The organism is Oceanobacillus sp. FSL W7-1309, from assembly GCF_038002145.1.
Lineage (GTDB): Bacteria > Bacillota > Bacilli > Bacillales > Amphibacillaceae > Oceanobacillus > Oceanobacillus profundus.
Window position 1 is genome coordinate 1 of the sequence record NZ_JBBOBX010000003.1, and the last position, 16,836, is coordinate 16,836.

General features: G+C 36.4%; 17 protein-coding genes. 4 read left to right on the plus strand and 13 right to left on the minus strand.

Annotated elements, in window-relative coordinates; genetic code table 11:
- Positions 1–59: 59 nt before the first annotated feature.
- From NST46_RS21570 to NST46_RS21580, 3 genes are read right to left on the minus strand one after another with little or no spacing between them, the layout of a single operon-like run.
- Positions 60–698, minus strand: coding sequence for a hypothetical protein (locus tag NST46_RS21570; RefSeq protein ID WP_341137766.1), 639 nt, complete (start codon positions 696–698; stop codon positions 60–62).
- 22 nt (positions 699–720) lie between these two features.
- Positions 721–1,320: a replication-relaxation family protein gene (locus NST46_RS21575; RefSeq protein WP_341137767.1), complete on the minus strand. Its 600-nt coding sequence runs from the start codon at positions 1,318–1,320 to the stop codon at positions 721–723.
- The gene (locus NST46_RS21580; RefSeq protein ID WP_341137768.1) at positions 1,265–2,413 is read right to left on the minus strand and encodes an FtsK/SpoIIIE domain-containing protein; all 1,149 of its coding nucleotides are present in this window, start codon (positions 2,411–2,413) and stop codon (positions 1,265–1,267) included. The genes NST46_RS21575 and NST46_RS21580 overlap by 56 nt, the downstream gene beginning before the upstream one ends.
- 341 nt (positions 2,414–2,754) lie before the next feature.
- Between NST46_RS21580 and NST46_RS21585 the strand changes: the two genes are divergently transcribed.
- The 4 genes from NST46_RS21585 to NST46_RS21600 all read left to right on the plus strand — a co-directional run bounded on the left by NST46_RS21585 (position 2,755) and on the right by NST46_RS21600 (position 5,167).
- A complete protein-coding gene (locus tag NST46_RS21585; protein ID WP_341137769.1) occupies positions 2,755–2,958 on the plus strand; it encodes a helix-turn-helix domain-containing protein in 204 nt (67 codons plus the stop codon).
- Positions 2,959–3,189: 231 nt separating this feature from the next.
- A complete protein-coding gene (locus NST46_RS21590; protein WP_341137770.1) occupies positions 3,190–4,446 on the plus strand; it encodes a DNA polymerase IV in 1,257 nt (418 codons plus the stop codon).
- A 112-nt stretch (positions 4,447–4,558) separates the two neighbouring features.
- Positions 4,559–4,726: a hypothetical protein gene (locus NST46_RS21595; RefSeq protein WP_341137771.1), complete on the plus strand. Its 168-nt coding sequence runs from the start codon at positions 4,559–4,561 to the stop codon at positions 4,724–4,726.
- A 231-nt stretch (positions 4,727–4,957) separates the two neighbouring features.
- On the plus strand, positions 4,958–5,167 hold the full coding sequence (locus NST46_RS21600) for a hypothetical protein (protein ID WP_341137772.1): 210 nt from the start codon (positions 4,958–4,960) through the stop codon (positions 5,165–5,167).
- Between the two features lie 2 nt (positions 5,168–5,169).
- Here NST46_RS21600 and NST46_RS21605 read toward each other — a convergent pair whose 3' ends face one another.
- From NST46_RS21605 to NST46_RS21650, 10 genes are all read right to left on the minus strand, one after another.
- Entirely contained in the window at positions 5,170–5,427 is a 258-nt protein-coding gene (locus tag NST46_RS21605; protein WP_341137815.1) for an atypical membrane-integrating protein (Mistic protein), read from the minus strand.
- Positions 5,428–5,502: 75 nt separating this feature from the next.
- On the minus strand, positions 5,503–6,609 hold the full coding sequence (locus tag NST46_RS21610; protein ID WP_341137773.1) for a LysM peptidoglycan-binding domain-containing protein: 1,107 nt from the start codon (positions 6,607–6,609) through the stop codon (positions 5,503–5,505).
- Positions 6,606–7,037, minus strand: a complete 432-nt coding sequence (locus tag NST46_RS21615) for a phage holin family protein (RefSeq protein WP_341137816.1) — start codon at positions 7,035–7,037, stop codon at positions 6,606–6,608. The genes NST46_RS21610 and NST46_RS21615 overlap by 4 nt, the downstream gene beginning before the upstream one ends.
- Before the next feature lie 102 nt (positions 7,038–7,139).
- Complete coding sequence (locus NST46_RS21620; protein ID WP_341137774.1) at positions 7,140–7,832, minus strand: hypothetical protein; 693 nt, start codon at positions 7,830–7,832, stop codon at positions 7,140–7,142.
- Positions 7,833–7,904: 72 nt separating this feature from the next.
- On the minus strand, positions 7,905–8,123 hold the full coding sequence (locus NST46_RS21625; protein WP_341137775.1) for a hypothetical protein: 219 nt from the start codon (positions 8,121–8,123) through the stop codon (positions 7,905–7,907).
- A complete protein-coding gene (locus NST46_RS21630) occupies positions 8,120–8,500 on the minus strand; it encodes a hypothetical protein (RefSeq protein WP_341137776.1) in 381 nt (126 codons plus the stop codon). The genes NST46_RS21625 and NST46_RS21630 overlap by 4 nt, the downstream gene beginning before the upstream one ends.
- A 1-nt stretch (position 8,501) precedes the next feature.
- Positions 8,502–12,167 (minus strand): phage tail spike protein, encoded by a 3,666-nt coding sequence (locus NST46_RS21635; RefSeq protein ID WP_341137777.1) that lies wholly within the window; start codon positions 12,165–12,167, stop codon positions 8,502–8,504.
- 36 nt (positions 12,168–12,203) lie between these two features.
- Positions 12,204–12,533, minus strand: a complete 330-nt coding sequence (locus NST46_RS21640; RefSeq protein WP_341137778.1) for a hypothetical protein — start codon at positions 12,531–12,533, stop codon at positions 12,204–12,206.
- Positions 12,533–13,231, minus strand: a complete 699-nt coding sequence (locus NST46_RS21645; RefSeq protein ID WP_341137779.1) for a phage tail protein — start codon at positions 13,229–13,231, stop codon at positions 12,533–12,535. Before NST46_RS21645 ends, NST46_RS21640 begins: the two co-directional genes overlap by 1 nt.
- Complete coding sequence (locus tag NST46_RS21650; protein ID WP_341137780.1) at positions 13,232–16,711, minus strand: phage tail tape measure protein; 3,480 nt, start codon at positions 16,709–16,711, stop codon at positions 13,232–13,234.
- Between the last annotated feature and the right edge of the window lie 125 nt (positions 16,712–16,836).

Sequence of the window (16,836 nt, forward strand, 5' to 3'; positions counted from 1 at the left end):
CAAATAGCAGGATATGAAGACGCAGATTAAAAAAGCAGAGGATTAATTCCCCTGCTTTTTTAATTCCAAAAATCCTCGTCAACTGGGTATAACAAAATCGGAATTGTAGCTTCTATCTCGTCTCCATCTTGCGCTTCGAATACAAAATCAGTAAGCGCTCCTCTATCTGCCGATCCGAATGTTTCTGCTACGTAACTGCTTCCACCTCTTCTAATAAATACATTTCCATATTGTCCTTCTTGAGGTCTCAACTCATACCTTCCTGGTTCAACATCGGATCCGAAGTAAAAATACCCAGCATTTATTTTTATCGGCTCATCTGAAACAGATACAATTTTACCTTCTAACTCTCCTAATTTGCTTTCCGCATCCTCTATTTGACTATTTAAGTTATCTAATGATGCTTCAGCTTCCTTTACTTCTTCTTTAACAGATTCTTGATTTTCGGCCAATTCGCTTAGCTTGCTAAATTCAGATTCTCTGTTTTTAAATTCCATTTCGATATCTCTCAAATCACTTTCTGCTGCAGAAATTTCTCCACTAAGACCATTAAGTTCTTCTTTAGAATCATCAATCATTTTGTAAAGTTTTTCCAAATTGACAACTTCACCATCTACCTCTGCTTGCGCTTCTTCATTACTACAACCGACTAATGCAACTGAAATTAGTAAAATCAATAACAAAAATGATTTCTTCAACTAATTATCCCCCTCTTTTTACCTATATATTACCATAGATACGAAATTTAACCCCTAAAGTTTCACAAACTTCTTTTAACTTTTGCTTACGTATATCTGATAATGTGTACCAGATTAGTGTAGGCGTGTGGTTAAACTGATTAAATATAACATGGGATAATTCCTTGTATTTTTTTATTTTTTCTATATTAGTAGCCATAGTTTGCTGATTATCTATTTCAATAAAATGATGTTCTCCTTTAATTTTACAAGAAGCATCGGGGATTAAGAACACTTCACCATTCAGTTTAATTGGTTTCTCTTTCTTCCAATCGGTTGGCTGATTCAACAAGATATATAAATCATTCCTCATTAAAGTGTGGGTGATAAGTTTCTTATTTAATTCGCCTTGCGTGGATCCGATGCGTTCTTTACCTCTATTAGAAAGGAAGTACACTTTCTGCTCGGTGCGTATGCTGCTGATTGTTTTGTCTTTTTCCATTTCATGTAGGATTCGGTGGGCATTTCTATCTCCACCTAATTTATTGATTATCTGGAGCTGTTTGCGCGTGGCATACGTAAGATTTTCAAAGCTCAACAATATCGTTTCTTCCCTCTGCTGTCGTTTCATTTGTTGAATCATCAATTTCTTCCCACTCCTTTAATTTATCTTTAATATCCACGTCGTTAATATAAGGAACCTGTAAAATATGTTTCTCATGCGTTCGATAAATCGCCCTACCTATGTTTGAAATGTTCTCTGCCCCCTGTTCATCGATTGCTACACGGGAAGCTATTTCTGTGGGTAAACGGAAACTTATCTTTGCATCTGAATTTTGTTTGATTTGTCGCGGTAATGTCGGATTGTGATTACCTCCTGTTGGATACTGTGTACAAAAGATATTTCGATAACCTAAAGCTCCAGCAACACGACAAACCTCTGATAATACATGCTGGCAATGCTGCAATTTCTTTCTGTCCGATTTATCGTGATGGGGTGCTGGTGCAAGCTCTGCCCCCTCATCAACAATTACAATCCGCCTGCGCTGATTTCCTGTGTGGAGTATGTTAGTGTAACCTTTGTCTTTAAAGTCCTTCATGTCGGCTTTAATTTGTTTCTGAATGAATTGTAAACATACGTAAGCTTCATTAACATCAGATGCAATATATTTCACTTGTTTCAGATTTCGATATTGATTAAATTCAAGTCCACCCTTTAGATCAATGATATAAAATTCAACATCATCTGGATGGTTATTAATCAAATGGGCAAAGATTAGTTTAAGCAGCACTGTTTTTCCTTGTCTTGTCATTCCTGCAATTGTCATGTGTGGTATTTTATCGAAGTCATGAATGATTGTTTGCTCCTGTGATTTTCCAATAGGTACTGACCACCCTTCAGTTGCTTTCCAGTCATAGTTAAATTGAGCAGGGAGCTTTTCAGCATATACCTTTATTTGAAGCTTTTGATTAACAAATGAAATCTTGATTGGTTTGTTCAAAACTTTCTCCAGGACATTTAACTTTGGATCATCGATTAATCCATACGGAACATTATAAGTGTAAGTTGTGTATTTATCTGTCTTGTGGATTTTTAATAATTTCGGAGTGTGGTCTTTAACCTTATACCCGATGTTTTTGAAAGTGTGTGCTATTTTTTTACTGTCACCCGTCTTCCAGTTTGCAGCTGTGTAAATAACAAATGCGGCCAAACTTCCCCCTATTAGCATCTCCATATTCATACCCCTATTCATTTGCATATTCAAGCAATCTATATTCATTTGTATATTCCGATGTTAGTTTAATAGTATTTGAGAGCATGTGGACAAGGGTAAATTTTCCTATCATAAAGAGAGGGAGCGAATGGAATGAGTGAGTAAACGAGCGATTTTGAAGTTAGGCGTGCCCGTATGTTGTAAGTGCTGTATGCGTTTCTATGTTCAATTGTTTAGTCGCTTGTAATAATAGTATATCCAGTTATTCGGATTATATACCTAATTTTTTACGATTTTTTTCGAGAGAATATCATTAAAGGATAATTAAGTATAAATGTAGAATAATATAACAGGTGATTAAAATGAGGTTATTGATTGAAGAATTAATAAAAGAACGTGGATTACAGAAAAAATACGTTGCTAAACAATTAGGAGTTACGCAAGACACTCTTACTAATTGGATGAAAAACAGGAATATGATTAAGTTAGATCAAGCTGTTAAGTTATCCGAAATACTTAACTGCAAAGTCGATGATCTTTACGAAAGGACTGATAAAACTGATTGAAAGTCTATACAAAGAAGAACAAAAACTGCTGCAGAAGTTAGTTGAAAGCGAAGGGAAGCCGGATAAATATTATCAAGACGCTTTAAAAAGGACTATAACCAGGATAAATGAAGTTATAAAAGTATTAGACGAGCCCTCAGATTGAGGGCTATTGTTATTTATTGGCATTGATAATTCACATTTGCTCGCATATAATAGGAACAAACGTTCTCTGTTGTGAGGTGAATCAAAGTGGATTATTCTCATTACCCACGTAATGATGTACTTTGTATTGATATGAGGTCCTTTTATGCAAGCGTTGAAGCGATGAAGTTAGGTGAGGACCCGATGAAAGTCATGCTTGCTGTAGTTGGTGATCCGAATCGTCCGGGGAGTATTGTTCTTGCAGCTTCTCCTACGCTCAAGAAAAGATACGGGGTGAGTAATGTAAGTCGTTATTTCGAATTACCTAACGATCCGAACATTATCGTTGTACCTGCTCACATGGTCGATTATTTAAGAGTATCCATTGAAATAACGAAGCTATTACACGATTACGCACCACCTGAAGCTATTCATCAATATTCGATTGATGAAGTGTGGGTTACAGTAAATGGTCTGCAGAAGCTTTTTGGCGACCGTCGAGAGATTGCGCAAAAAATACAAAAAGATATATTGGACAGATTTGGCATCACATCCTCTATTGGTATAGGGGATAATAAATTTTTAGCAAAAGTAGTAATGGATCTACATGCTAAAAAGACAGGAATTGCAGAATGTAGATATGAGGATGTACCAGAAAAGTTATGGCCAACTCCTGTACAGAATGTTTGGGGTATCGGAAATCGAATGATGAAAAACTTACATCGAATGGGGATTGTCACGCTTGGGCAAATCGCCAATTATAAACTAGAGCATTTACAAAAGCGTTTTGGTGTAATGGGGGAACAACTCTATTGGCATGCGTGGGGAATTGATTTAAGTCCTGTTTTTGGCGACTTCACAAAACAAGAGCAAAAAGGATTTGGGCATGGAATAGCCTTGCTACGGGACTATAATAAAGAAGAAATTGCTTATTGTATTCTTGATTTATGTGAAGAAGCATGTCGTAGAGCACGCACTGCTGGAAAGGCAGGTAGAACAATACAGCTTGGCATTTCTTACTCAAGAGATACTGCTGGAGGATTTTCTCGTTCTCGGTCGGTTGATATTCCCACTAATGTTACAATGGATATGTATGAAATATGTATGAAGCTATTTAACGAATTTTATGATGGAAAAAGTATGATACGGCATGTAAATGTAGGATTGACTAAATTATATGATAAAGAAGATGCTGACATACAGCTTGATCTATTTGAGGATAGAACCAAGAAAAATGATATTGGATATGTAATGGATTCAATTCGCGCTAAGTTCGGTTCGACTGCAATTCTTCGCGCTTCAAGTTATACAGATGCAGGTATTACGTTGGAGCGTAGTAAGAAGATTGGTGGTCATTATGCTTAAAGCCTTGATATGTAAGGCTTTTTTTATCCAATAATAAAACTTTCCTAAAACACTTGACTACTACCGGAAAGGGTAGTATAATTAAAGTATAGAAAGGAGGCAAGAAGTGAACATGGATTTGGATTTAGCAGAAAGAATAGCAAGATTGGTTGCTTGGATTGTCGCAATTATCGCAGGAATAGTAACCACAATCAAAAATCTTTCAGAACTGAAAGACAAGAAAAAAAGCAAGAAAAAGCAAAAGCGACGCTCTCCCACCAAGAAGAAACGTCGCAAGTAAGTCACAGGGAAGGATAAAACCTTCCCTCATCTAAATATTATACCATGTTCCTTCAATAAATATGAAAAATATTGATTGGTTAAACCTTATATTTTTAATACTGTTCATTATGTTATTTACCACATTAGATTATAATAATTTGGACTGGTTAGACATAGTAACTATGTCACTAGCTGGCATCTGGTTCATTTTAACTTTAATTAACTTAATCATTAGATGGAGGTCATAAAGGTGTCAGATATTAAAGATAACATTTACAAATTACTTTTTGAATCAGGTTTAACAAATTACCAAATATCGAAGAAAACAGGCATCGCTCAAACTACACTGTCTCGTTTCACTAGAAAAGAAAGTGACATTGAAAACATGAGTCTAAAGAACGCATTGAAGTTAAATGAGTTGTGGGAAGAATTAAAGCTACAAAAAAGGAGTAAACATTAGATTTACTCCTCCCCTCCCTTTTCTGGCTCTCCTAGGTCAATATTATCCAAATCCAGCCAAGAAAGCATTTCTCCAACAACTGAATTGATTTTTTCACTAACCTGCTCGTTTCCGTATTTTTTATTTGCTTTTTCAATCAATTCAAGGACTACATTATTAAAATCAATTATAGGTTCATCTTCCTCAATATTGTTAAATAAATCTAAAATTTCATCTAAGGCTTTATCAAAACGCTTGGTTTCATAATCGTTTGCTTTCATTTTTATCACCCAGTAATATTATGGCCAATAAAAATAAAAACAGCCCCCACATTTAAGTGAGGGCTTTATTATTTACTACAATTTGCCTTTATTCAAACGTCTTTGCAACTCTTTAACCATCATACTAGGCTTACTGATAACACCATCCTGCGGTGTGCCTAAATAACGTTGTAATGCTCTTACTGTTGCAGGTCCGATATATCCATCTGCTTTAGCACCTACTTTACGCTGCAAAGCACGAATAACATTACTACCACTCGTACCAAATTTAACACTAGGAATAGCTTTTGTAACATTGTTGCTATATTGACCGCTGATAATTCCATCTTGGGTTGTTCCTAGAGCTTTTTGCAGTGCCCTAGTTGTTGCTGGTCCCCAGTAGCCGTCAATTTTCAGTTTTGCTTTGTTGGTTACCGGCTTAGGTGTAGGTTTAACCTTGTTAGGCGTTGTTGGTTTTAATGCGCCGACCTTAAGCACTTGACCAGGATAAATAAAGTGTGCATTTTTGATGTTATTATCCTTTTGTAATTTTGATACTGTTGTTTTGTACTTAGCTGCAATAGCGCTTAGTGTGTCGCCACGTTTTACTGTATGCATTTTTGACACCACTGGTTTTGGAGATAACTTAGCACCATCAAAAGCTGTTTGTATCCTCTTTCTAAATGGATTAAATGAACCGTCACGTCTTAAAATTATAGCTGGACAATACTTCCCACTCCAAATTTGATGCGGAACAACATTGCTTGGCGTTTTATTGATGACGTTTTTCAATAAATAAACTTCCAAGGCAATAGCGTTTTCTTCTGTTGCTGCTCTATCGCCGTCGATGTTCATACATTTCTCAACGCCTATTGATGTTCGGTTTCCGGATTTAATCCCGAATCCATCACCACAGTGATATGCAGGTTCATCAAAAGGTAAATGCTGATAGATAAATTTTTCATCAACAGTCAAGTGCCAGGATACGTGAGAAGTGTCTTTCGGATCGTAACTAGCCATGTTGTGGATATAACGGTTATGCATTTCAGCGTTTGCACCACGACCTGCGTTACCTGTATCGTGGTCTGTAACATGAGAGGGATTCATATGCCCGCCTGGTCGAATTTCTGGATTGGTCTTTGGAATAATATCTACAATTACAGTAGCATTACCGATTTTAATACCGTTTGGTAAAAGTCTCATTTTTTATCGGCTCCTTTTGTAGAGAACTCTTCTTTAATTTCCTCTGGCAATGTTTGACCGCTGTTATCAATTGACTTTAGTTTTTTAGCAAGGTTAGTTGGTACCAAAACCCCAACATGAGCAAGATTTTCAATGATGCTTAAACCTTCGTTGGCAATATAAAAAAGGACAGTCGCATAAGTGACCGCCCCTTGTAAACCTAAAATCTGATCTATAACATTCGCTAAGATAATTACCACTAACACAAGTATTTTTCGTGCATAGCCAAACAATGATTTCCTGCTCCACAAATTTTCATTCTTTATTGCTTTAAAAATACCTGTAATAATATCCAACAGCATTAACAACAGTAGTAAATGTAAAAACTTTACATCTCCAAATAAGAAAAAACGTGCTGCTTCTAAATGTTCCAAGTTAAAACCACCCATCATTTAAATTCATCTCCTTGTCCTATTTTTGAGTTGGACTTACTCATATCTCTTTTTTAAAAAAAATACGCCCAGCTTTTTGGACGTAAAAATAGTTTTATATTACTTTGGTTTTTTCTTTGCCACTTCTATATCGATTATAATATTTCTCATCTGTTCGTAAGAATTTTTATTTGCATGAATATAATTTTTCGCAAAAACAATCAACACAAATATCAATATGAATAATGTTAAAAGAAAAGCACAACTTCTGAAGACGTCGGCACCATTAATTCCAAATTCAGAGAATACGAATACCAACGTTGCTATTATTATCCCGACAATACTTGCCCCTAATCCATGTACTCTATCAATTCTGGATTTTAGCGAACTATTTTGCCTTCGCATATCTTCGTATTCTAATTTTGTATCCGTTATATAATAACTCATATAAATATCAAATGTTCTTTCCATCCTCTTCCAATTGTCAAGATGATTACCTAATCGTTCTGATGAACCCCTGCTTAGATCATTGTATAAAGGAATTACTTTCATAAGCTTTTGTATTTTTTCATCATCCTTTAGAAAAGTCCATTTTGCCCAAAAATATATTTGGTAAACTACATAACCCAGTGGGATTCCTAGCGCTGTTAATATAGCACCTATTCCAGCTAGTATCCCACCGTCCAATTCAAGACCTGAAAATAAGTCTGGTATTTTATATTCCTTTATCGAAAGCTCTAGGATAAAGTATGTTATTATTGTTAACCAGCCTGGTATGCCCCAACGTAATATTTGTAATTCTGAGTTTTGCATGTTTCCCTAACTCCCTTCCACCTACTCAATTCGACAAAAGGAGAGGAAACCCTTCTTTTTACCTAAAACCTTTTATTCAGCCTGCAAATCAGCAATAACAGTCTGCTTAATCAACGCTCTTAACTCGTCATTGTTGGCAGAAGATGCTTGATAGTCTTCCTTGGATACTGTAATAGGTCCATTAAATGAATAAGATTTTCCTGCTGTGATGAAGTTTAACTCAACACCTGTATACTCTTTGTCAAAACCATTATCATATTTAAATTGGATACCTGTAATTGTTATTCTCATTGTTCTTCACCTCCCAACTCAAATGCATCATATAAAACAGAAAGAGCGTAAGCATCGTTACCACTGAACTCCTGCTCACACTCTTCACTTGCTAACTCTTTAATTTTCGATTTAACTACATTTAACGGCCTCAACATGTTGCTTCCTTCGACAACTACTGTTTCATCAAAATATGCTTTCAGTTCTTTTTCCAGTTTATCTTTATCATCTTTAAAATCTTCGCGAATTGTTTTTTCACCTTCAGCAACATCATTTAGTTTTTCACCTAAATAATTTGTGACCTTTGACCGATTAACACTCTTTAACCCTTTAAATTCCATTTGTTCTAAAAAGACAACTACCCTTTGAATATCAATATTTCTAATTTCTAAGTTCATATCATGCTACCTCCAAATGATGTATTCTTTCTTCTAATTTTGCTACTTTCAAAATCAGTTCTTCATTTTGTTTTCTTAATCTAGATACTTTAGTATCAACCTTTAAATCCAATTCCTGAACTGATTTGATAGTTGGAGCTATAAGCTGAGTATACTGAACACCATACATACCATCGTTTCCAACAGTTAGCATGTTAGTGTCTTCATAATCTACACCATATTTAATTAAAGTATCTCTTAGTTGTTGAGCTATAACACCATATTGGGTAGGTTCTTTAGAGAGACGCGGATTATTATTAATCAATTTAAACGACTTTGTGACTATATCATTTATAAAATCTAAACCCAATGTGTTATTGTGTATATTCTCTTTCAAACGTTCATCTGATGATACATCAGGTTGATAAAACAGAAAAATATTACTAAATCTATTTGAAGTTGAACCTAAGTCATAATATTTCGGATTAGCCCAGTTTCCACCAGCATTTAAACCAACAAATTCAATACGTGAACTACCATCATAACCTGTTTTTATTGCCCAACCTTGATTTGTATCGAACTTATTTCTTATTTCTATCCTTCCATTTGAATAGATTGTTCCACCAAGATACAGCCTTTCAAATGAACCATTTGAAGTCCCAATGTCGTAATCATAAGTTCCAGAACTCATTGGATGAATGTTAATTCTATTTCCTGTTAAATCAAATCTTAGCCCTTTAGCGAAGTTTACTGCTTCATCTCTTATATGGAATATATGTCCAACTACTGAGTTACCAATCCCGTCCGTTATCTGTCGCTGCCTTGTGTTAGTTATAAACCCCGTAAAGTTGGCGCTATCCATAGCATGCGGTTTACTAGTATTAGTTGTGCCAAGGAAAGCGTAAGGAAATCTATTATTAATCGAGGTACCAAAACCTACACCTGCCGACCTTGTTATACCACCAACTGAATCGTAACGAGAGTAATACAATCTATTACCGGAATCTTCAAAGTAGATATCTGCACCGCCGCCAAGGGTGAAGTTTGTATTCTGCATATAAAGCGATCCGCTATTTAAATTAAATGTCGTATTACTATTTTGCGATTGAAGAATACCCCCGGTAATACTGTTTGCACTCAAATTAATAACGCTAACCCTGCCAGCATCGAATGTACCTGCAGTAATCTTGCCAGCATTAACTGAAGTGATATTTGCATTAGCAACTCTGAAAGTACCTCTTACGGTTGTATCTCCATCAAGGATAAGCTTTTTACCACTTATTAATATATTCTCCGTAGAAACGTTTATCTGATTGATAACATCATCTTTCAGAACCCTTAGATTGATATTATTTGAAAGTTGACTAATCTGTGATTGTGTATCAATTGGCGACGGAGAATAAGGAGTGGATTTAGTACCTCTCTCCAATTTCACTTTTTCTAGTAAAAATCCTTCTGATAAATAGTCCGTTTCTTTAACATAAGCACCTAACAGCATTGAAGCCGTGCCTGTACTATTAGCAGTAAATGTTATAGAGTAACGCCTTAGATCCGCATGTTGAGCAGTCATTACTATACTGTTCACTCTTTGGTTACTATGGGCATCAAATAGAAGATACACGTAATCTAAAATGTTAGTTCTAAAATTAGAAGCAATATTTAAACTCAATGTGTATTGTTTCCCTGCTTCTACTTCAAATTTAGGTGTAACTGCTCCATAACTAGAAGGACTGGTTGAAGCTCTGACTCTAATAGTTCCATCTAATATTGATAAGGCAGTATTACTCCACGTAGTCCATCCTTCTAAATTATCTCCTTTACTATTAGTAATTAAATTACGATTCTCGTACTCTAATTCACCAAGCTCATTACGTACAGAAGTTATCGTACTTTGCAAACTCTCTGCAGTCTGTGTAAATTGCGATTGACTCGCATACCAACCATCAGCTTGTCCTTTTGTTATTTTAGTATCAACCACCCCAGCAAGTTGAGTAACAGTGGACTTATCAGCTTTATTACTCACAGCTGTTTGTAATCCTTGAGTAGTTTGAGTAAGACTGCTAATGTCTCCTTCCGCATTCTCAATACGAGTTGCATAACTAGAAGACGTTTGTTGTAAGGTACTTATACTTCCTTCCGCACTAGACACTCTTGTTTGCAATCCTTGGGCTATTTGCTTAATGGAACTTATTTCTCCTGTCTGATTATCAACTTTTGTACTTAATGCATCAGCTTTATTAAATGCACTATCAGCTCTGGTAATAGCAGATTGCGCTTCGTCAAACGCTCCCTGCGCTTCACTTATTGCTTCAAGTGCATTGCTCGTTGCTAAGTTAGCATTTGCAACAGCTTGGTCGGCTTGGTTACGTGCATCATTGGCAATCTCTTCAATGTCTTTTACATCAGCACTAACTATTAATTGCCACTGAATACCATCATATCGATACGTACGAGTGTATTCACCATCAACAACCCTAAACCATAAATCACCTTCATTAAAGTTTCCTACAGGTTCATCCGGGCCCCAATAATTTGTGTTTTTTCCGTTTGCTGCTGTAATTGCTTGGTTGGCAGTCTGTTGTATTTCAGTTATTTTATTAACAACATCAGAGGCTTTATTTACTTTATCCGTAAATTTAGCTTTTACATTACCAACATCTACAGCCAGATTCTTTTCAGCGATAACGTCATATTCAATACGGTTAACAATAGCAGCACCTTCCACTTTCAGCTTACTATGCTTAACCGTTATGGTGTCACCCATACCAACTAATTCAAGTGCTGCAACATCTTTATATTCTTCAGTTTCCCAAAGGTGTTCAAATTGGACTTCCATTTCTACTTTAGGCTTATCCCTTCCAGTTTCGACAAACCATTTACTTGCTGCAGCTAATAAATCTTGGCTAGTTTCTACACCCGCTTCATTGGAAAAATCAACTGGTAGAATATAAGGCATTTCATAATCATTGATATGAGGACTGTCGATATATTTCCCTGGAACAGTAATTAGTTTTTCTGGTTCATCATCAGTGGCTTCGATTAATATATAAGGAAAAATACGTGTTACCAAATTAGAAATATCAAACTTTGCAGTTAAACCTGTTAAGTTTTTCTTATATGTGACTAATACACCATCATCACTTCCACGACGATCGTGCATAACAAGATTGAAATTATCACGCTCTATCTGACCGCCCCATATCTGCAAAATGGAGCCATCCATACCAGCTATCATTTGTAATGGATTCGTACGATACAAGCTAGTACTTGATTGGGTAGTCGAATTAGAACTTGTCACATTAAAAGGATGTGGATAGGCAGTGCTTGCTCCAATTAATTCCATAACTTGACGCTTGGTAAGGTTACGAGCTTCTAATTTCTCCACAAAATTATTTGCCAAATCATACGTGATATGTTGCGCATCAATAATGAGATTGTCATTTTCGTGATTTTTGGTGATGGAATAAATTCTAAACAGCTGCTCACCTTGCTTATCGTTAGCTTTGGATTTAATAATCATTTCTTCTTCGATTACATCAGCCAAGAAACCATCATTGTCATACTGCATATTCAGCTCGAACATACCATTCAGTTCTTCTGTAGATACAGCTGTTACTGTTTCAGTTAATAAACCTAATCCGTTATGGATAAAGTTAGTTTCATCTGATTTATATAAAACTGGATACATTGGTTACCTCCTTTCTATCCGACATAAAAAAGAACGCTACTTGGTATTTAACGTTCTGTGATCAATACTTATTTTATTACCTTCAATATTTTTATCTTCTGTAGATAAATTAATAGCATTTATAATTTCATCTTTATCTACTTTAAGATTAAGTTGACGTAGAAAAGATGATATTGCCTGTTCCAAAGCCGTAACTTTTGCTTCTAACTTTTTAATTCGAAATTCGTCAAATTCTTCTTTGGTCATTACATTTCCATCTTCATCACAGTAAGTACCCTTACTCCAATCCATATTTTTCATTTCAACATTTCCTATTCCCAAATCCATAATAAAACCACTTTCTTTGCTTTCGATTTTTTCACTCATCACACCCACCTCCATCTAGGGTTAACCTCTAATTTTGTAATAGCTCCATCAAAATCAATCACATTAGACCCATTTTTAAATATAGGAAAATCACCAATCATGTGATTATTTAGATTGGTGATAATACCGTTGTTGTTTCCATATGCATTCATGAGTTCTGAATCAATTATGATTGTTCCGTTTATGTTCTGTATGGTGATAGGAACATTATTAATATAAATCTTACCCATCCCGGAACAATGAACTGTAATAATTGGCTCTGATTCATAACCTTGATTGGTTAAAGTCGTTCGGACAGTTATTGTTTTGGTCTGGTTAGTTTCAAACTGGAACGGCGCTAGGGTGAACATCACGGTAAATTCTCCAAACTTCTTAATTAAATTTTCAGCCGTTACTATTTGGACGCTTTTAACTTTATAATGCACTTCATAGTCATCATCAAACACTAGTGTTTTAGCATCTATTAGCTTCATCTTTGCTTTACGGAAAATCATTTTAAATGATTCCCCATGCATAGTAAAATGCACAGGTAAAAGAATATCCTTAAACCCGTACTTTTTAGTTAAGCTGCCATGTCGCCCCTTTACTTCTGTATGAACAACATCTTGCTCAGGAGTGGGAACTTCAACCCTTCCTTTTGGACTTATACCATATTCATCAGTATAAACATCATTAATCTTTAATTTGGAAGCTCTCATTTAACCACCCCATGCTGCTTGTCTTCTGTCGCCGATATTATTTAAACCTTCATCAAAATGCTTAGCAGTCGCTCTCATTACCTCTCTGCCTTCAATCTGTATGCTATGACCAGACTCAATGGCAACTGCGATTCTTGTCAGCAGATTGACAGTCTCGGTATTTTCAATAGATTGTGTATTATTTAATTGGCTGACCACCCTATCAGCTTCACCATTCGGACGTGCACCAGTGGCATACCCAGGCATACGATTTAAAGCACTGATGATTTTCTTGGATTCATCATGCGTAAATACTTCATATCCCTGTGGACGATCGTACATTCCTAAATTAAGCATTTCCCAGCGGTTACCCATGCGCCCGAGTTCCCAGCCTTCTTCGCCTGCAATAAATGGACCGCCAGGATGGTTGTCTGTTCCTGTGGCATAACCACGAGGGATGCCAGCAAGTGCACCATTTAAAGCTCCGGCATTAACACTCAATCTAATAGTTTTGGTAACTGCACTTCCTAAACTTCTATATGTGCTGTCTGTGTTAGTTCTCGTTTCTATATGCTTTAAGATGGATTCTCTTAGCACTTCGTTTTGCGTTCTTGCCTTACCAGTTCCAGCATCAATCTTATTGTTATTAGTATCTAACTTACCCGCTTGTGCTGACAAAACATCATTAACGTGTCTTATTTGAGCTTCACGCTTTTGTTCTTTAGTGATTAATTCAGAGGACAGGCCAGTTTCTTGACCAAGCAAACTAAGGGTTTCTTCATGCGCCCTGATTTTTTCGTCTACCAGGCGAATTTGTTCGCTCGTTTCACCGTTATAATCTCCTTGTTTCTTTAATATCTTTTCAAGTTCTTCTTTTTCATCACGTAAACTTTCTAGTTGTTTTTCGGCTAATCCAATACCTTCTTCAGCAGTAGCATTAATACCTAGTTTCTTTAATAGGATTTCTGCGTGTAAAGCGTCAATTTCTTGTCCTTTAGCAAGTTCCGTTTCTGCATTTTCAATGATACCTTCTTGCTCAGATTTTTGGTTTTGAAGATTCTCTATTCCTTCTATCAATTCATCGTTTAATAGGGATTCAATGAACTCTTTTTCGTAACCCATACGAAGGGAATCTTCCTCTGATGTTAGATAACTACTTTGTGCGTCTGCGATTTCCCAATATTTCGCCTGCAAGTCATCTAATGACATATTTTTATACTCGCTAATTTTAGCTATCGCTTCATCAATGGCTTTTTCTTCTTTTTTTGCCTCATTTAAATCCTTTTGATGTTTTTCTGCATTCTTTGCCCATTTCATTTTTTCTAATTCTAGATTTTCTAATGAAGTTTGTCTTAAACTTTCTAGATAATCTTTTAACTCTTCATTTACACCAGCTATTGCTTCACCTTGCTTAGAATGAGCTTCTGCTGTATGAGGGGCATTGTCTACAATCGTTTGGTTATGAGTAATTAATTCATCTAATTGCTCGTTTGTTAAACCGGATTTTTCGCGCAGTTCATCATACCTGGATTGTAATTCTTTCAACGCATCTTCTTCTGGATTACTTGCCATTTCTTTACGAATGTCTAATAGCTTACCGAATTCTTCAGTTGTTAGATTTGCTTTGTTACGAAGTTCTTCATATCTAGCAGCTGCTTCAGATACTTCTGTATGGGTATCTTTTAGGCTTTCAGCAACTTCTAAATTAATATCATGAAGTTTTTCTCCATCATCTCGAGTCGCTAAAAATATTCCACCTAGCGTCGTAATACCAGCAATAGCAAGTCCTACTGGACCACCTAAGCTAAGTCCTGCAATACGACCTAATAAACCTTTTCCGCCTGCTTTACCGAGCATGCTTGCAAAGCTACCACCAATTTTAAGCACACCACCGATTGTGGTTGTTAAGCCACCAAGACCAACACTAACAGGACCGATAGCTGCAGCAAATGCTATTAGCTTCAATATGTTTCGTTGCTGCTCTTCATCCATTTCACTAAATGCCTGAGCGCCTTCTTCAATTTTTAAAATGAGTGGTTCAGCTGCATCTAACGCATCCATTACAGCAGGTACTAATGCATCACCAAGTGAAATTGCCACATCTTTTATTCTGTTCCACATCATCTTAATTTGTGATTCTGTGGTAGCATAACGCTGTGCTGCTTCATCAGTTAATGCAGAATTTTCTTCCCATGCCTTTGATGATGTATTTACAGCATCGGTAAGCAAATCACTAGCCCCGGCCATACGCAAAATTGTATCTGATTCACGTATACCTTTAATGCCTAAATCACTTAGGATACTGGTTAAGTTTTTACCCTCATCACTTGATGATGCTAGACCTTTAATAAATATATCAAGAGCCTTAATCGGATCATCATTCCAAGCTTTTGCAAACTCACTTGACGAAACACCTGAAGCCTTAGCAAATTTGCCTAGTTCTTTGCCTGATTCGCCAACTGCCCCATCAATCTTTTTGAGTACCATCGTCATGGCTGTACCACCAGCTTCTGCTTCGATACCTAAAGATGACATAGTCGCTGATAATGCTACAATTTGCGCTTCAGTCATGCCCACCTGTGAGCCTTGTGCAGCTAAACGCATAGCCATTGACATTATTTCAGATTCTGTTGTAGCCATAGTGTTACCAAGACCAACAACGGAACTACCAAGTCTATCAAAGTCATCTTGTGACATTCCGACAATGTTCGCAAATCTAGCAAACTCTGAACTTGCTTGTTCTAGTGATAAGTTAGTAGATTCTCCTAAGTCAATAATGGTTCGTGTAAATGAAAGAATCGAATCATTTTCAATCCCTAACTGACCTGCAGCTTCAGCAACACTTGCAATTTCTGTTGCAGATGCAGGAAGTTCTTTTGCCATTTCACGGATGCCTTTAGAAAGCCTTGCATATCCTTCCTCTGATTCGTCTACTGTTTTACGAACACCTGCGAAAGCTGATTCATAATCCATAGACGCTTTAAATAACGCAACACCACCAGCAACAATTGGAGCAGTCACACGCATAGTGTAGTTTTTACCAAAATCAGTCATACCACGTCCGACATTTTGCAACGTTTCTCCTGTTTTGGTCATACCATCACCCAGACGAGTCCATGGGCTTTCCATGCGTTTTATTTCTTCATTAAGGCGTTGCAATTGTCCTTCAGTACGGTTCATGTCAGCTGTAGCGTTATTTAATTGAGCTTGCAAATCTTTTGTAGCTGCAGCATCTTCACCTTTAACTTTGACAGATTCATCGTAGCGTTTCCTTAATTCCCTTACTCTTTGCTCTTGGGTTTGAAATCGACGAGTTAAAATATCAGACTGCTGACGCATTCCTTTTAAGCTGTTTGTATAATCCTTACCACCAGATTTAGCAAGGTTCATTTCAGAGCGTAACCCTTTTAAATCTCTTCTAAATCCTTCAAGTGATCTATTCGCACCATCATCTTCCCAGGATAATCTCGTTCGTAATGTACCAATATCTTTTTGAGCCAATTATCACCACCTGCCTTTTCTAACCCCAAATAGCCGAGAGATAGACTTCTTTTTCTTGTGGAATGTTTTCGCTAAACATTTCATCAAAAAAGTGGACGTCCATCTCATCGATTTGAGACATCGTC

Coding starts and splice junctions, on each gene's coding strand:
- NST46_RS21610 (WP_341137773.1), bottom strand. CDS start 6,609: ATGAGACTTTTACCAAACGGTATTAAAATCGGTAATGCTACTGTAATT.
- NST46_RS21575 (WP_341137767.1), bottom strand. CDS start 1,320: ATGATTCAACAAATGAAACGACAGCAGAGGGAAGAAACGATATTGTTG.
- NST46_RS21585 (WP_341137769.1), top strand. CDS start 2,755: ATGAGGTTATTGATTGAAGAATTAATAAAAGAACGTGGATTACAGAAA.
- NST46_RS21605 (WP_341137815.1), bottom strand. CDS start 5,427: ATGAAAGCAAACGATTATGAAACCAAGCGTTTTGATAAAGCCTTAGAT.
- NST46_RS21580 (WP_341137768.1), bottom strand. CDS start 2,413: ATGGAGATGCTAATAGGGGGAAGTTTGGCCGCATTTGTTATTTACACA.
- NST46_RS21635 (WP_341137777.1), bottom strand. CDS start 12,167: ATGTATCCAGTTTTATATAAATCAGATGAAACTAACTTTATCCATAAC.
- NST46_RS21620 (WP_341137774.1), bottom strand. CDS start 7,832: ATGCAAAACTCAGAATTACAAATATTACGTTGGGGCATACCAGGCTGG.
- NST46_RS21625 (WP_341137775.1), bottom strand. CDS start 8,123: ATGAGAATAACAATTACAGGTATCCAATTTAAATATGATAATGGTTTT.
- NST46_RS21640 (WP_341137778.1), bottom strand. CDS start 12,533: ATGAGTGAAAAAATCGAAAGCAAAGAAAGTGGTTTTATTATGGATTTG.
- NST46_RS21595 (WP_341137771.1), top strand. CDS start 4,559: ATGGATTTGGATTTAGCAGAAAGAATAGCAAGATTGGTTGCTTGGATT.
- NST46_RS21645 (WP_341137779.1), bottom strand. CDS start 13,231: ATGAGAGCTTCCAAATTAAAGATTAATGATGTTTATACTGATGAATAT.
- NST46_RS21630 (WP_341137776.1), bottom strand. CDS start 8,500: ATGAACTTAGAAATTAGAAATATTGATATTCAAAGGGTAGTTGTCTTT.
- NST46_RS21615 (WP_341137816.1), bottom strand. CDS start 7,037: ATGGGTGGTTTTAACTTGGAACATTTAGAAGCAGCACGTTTTTTCTTA.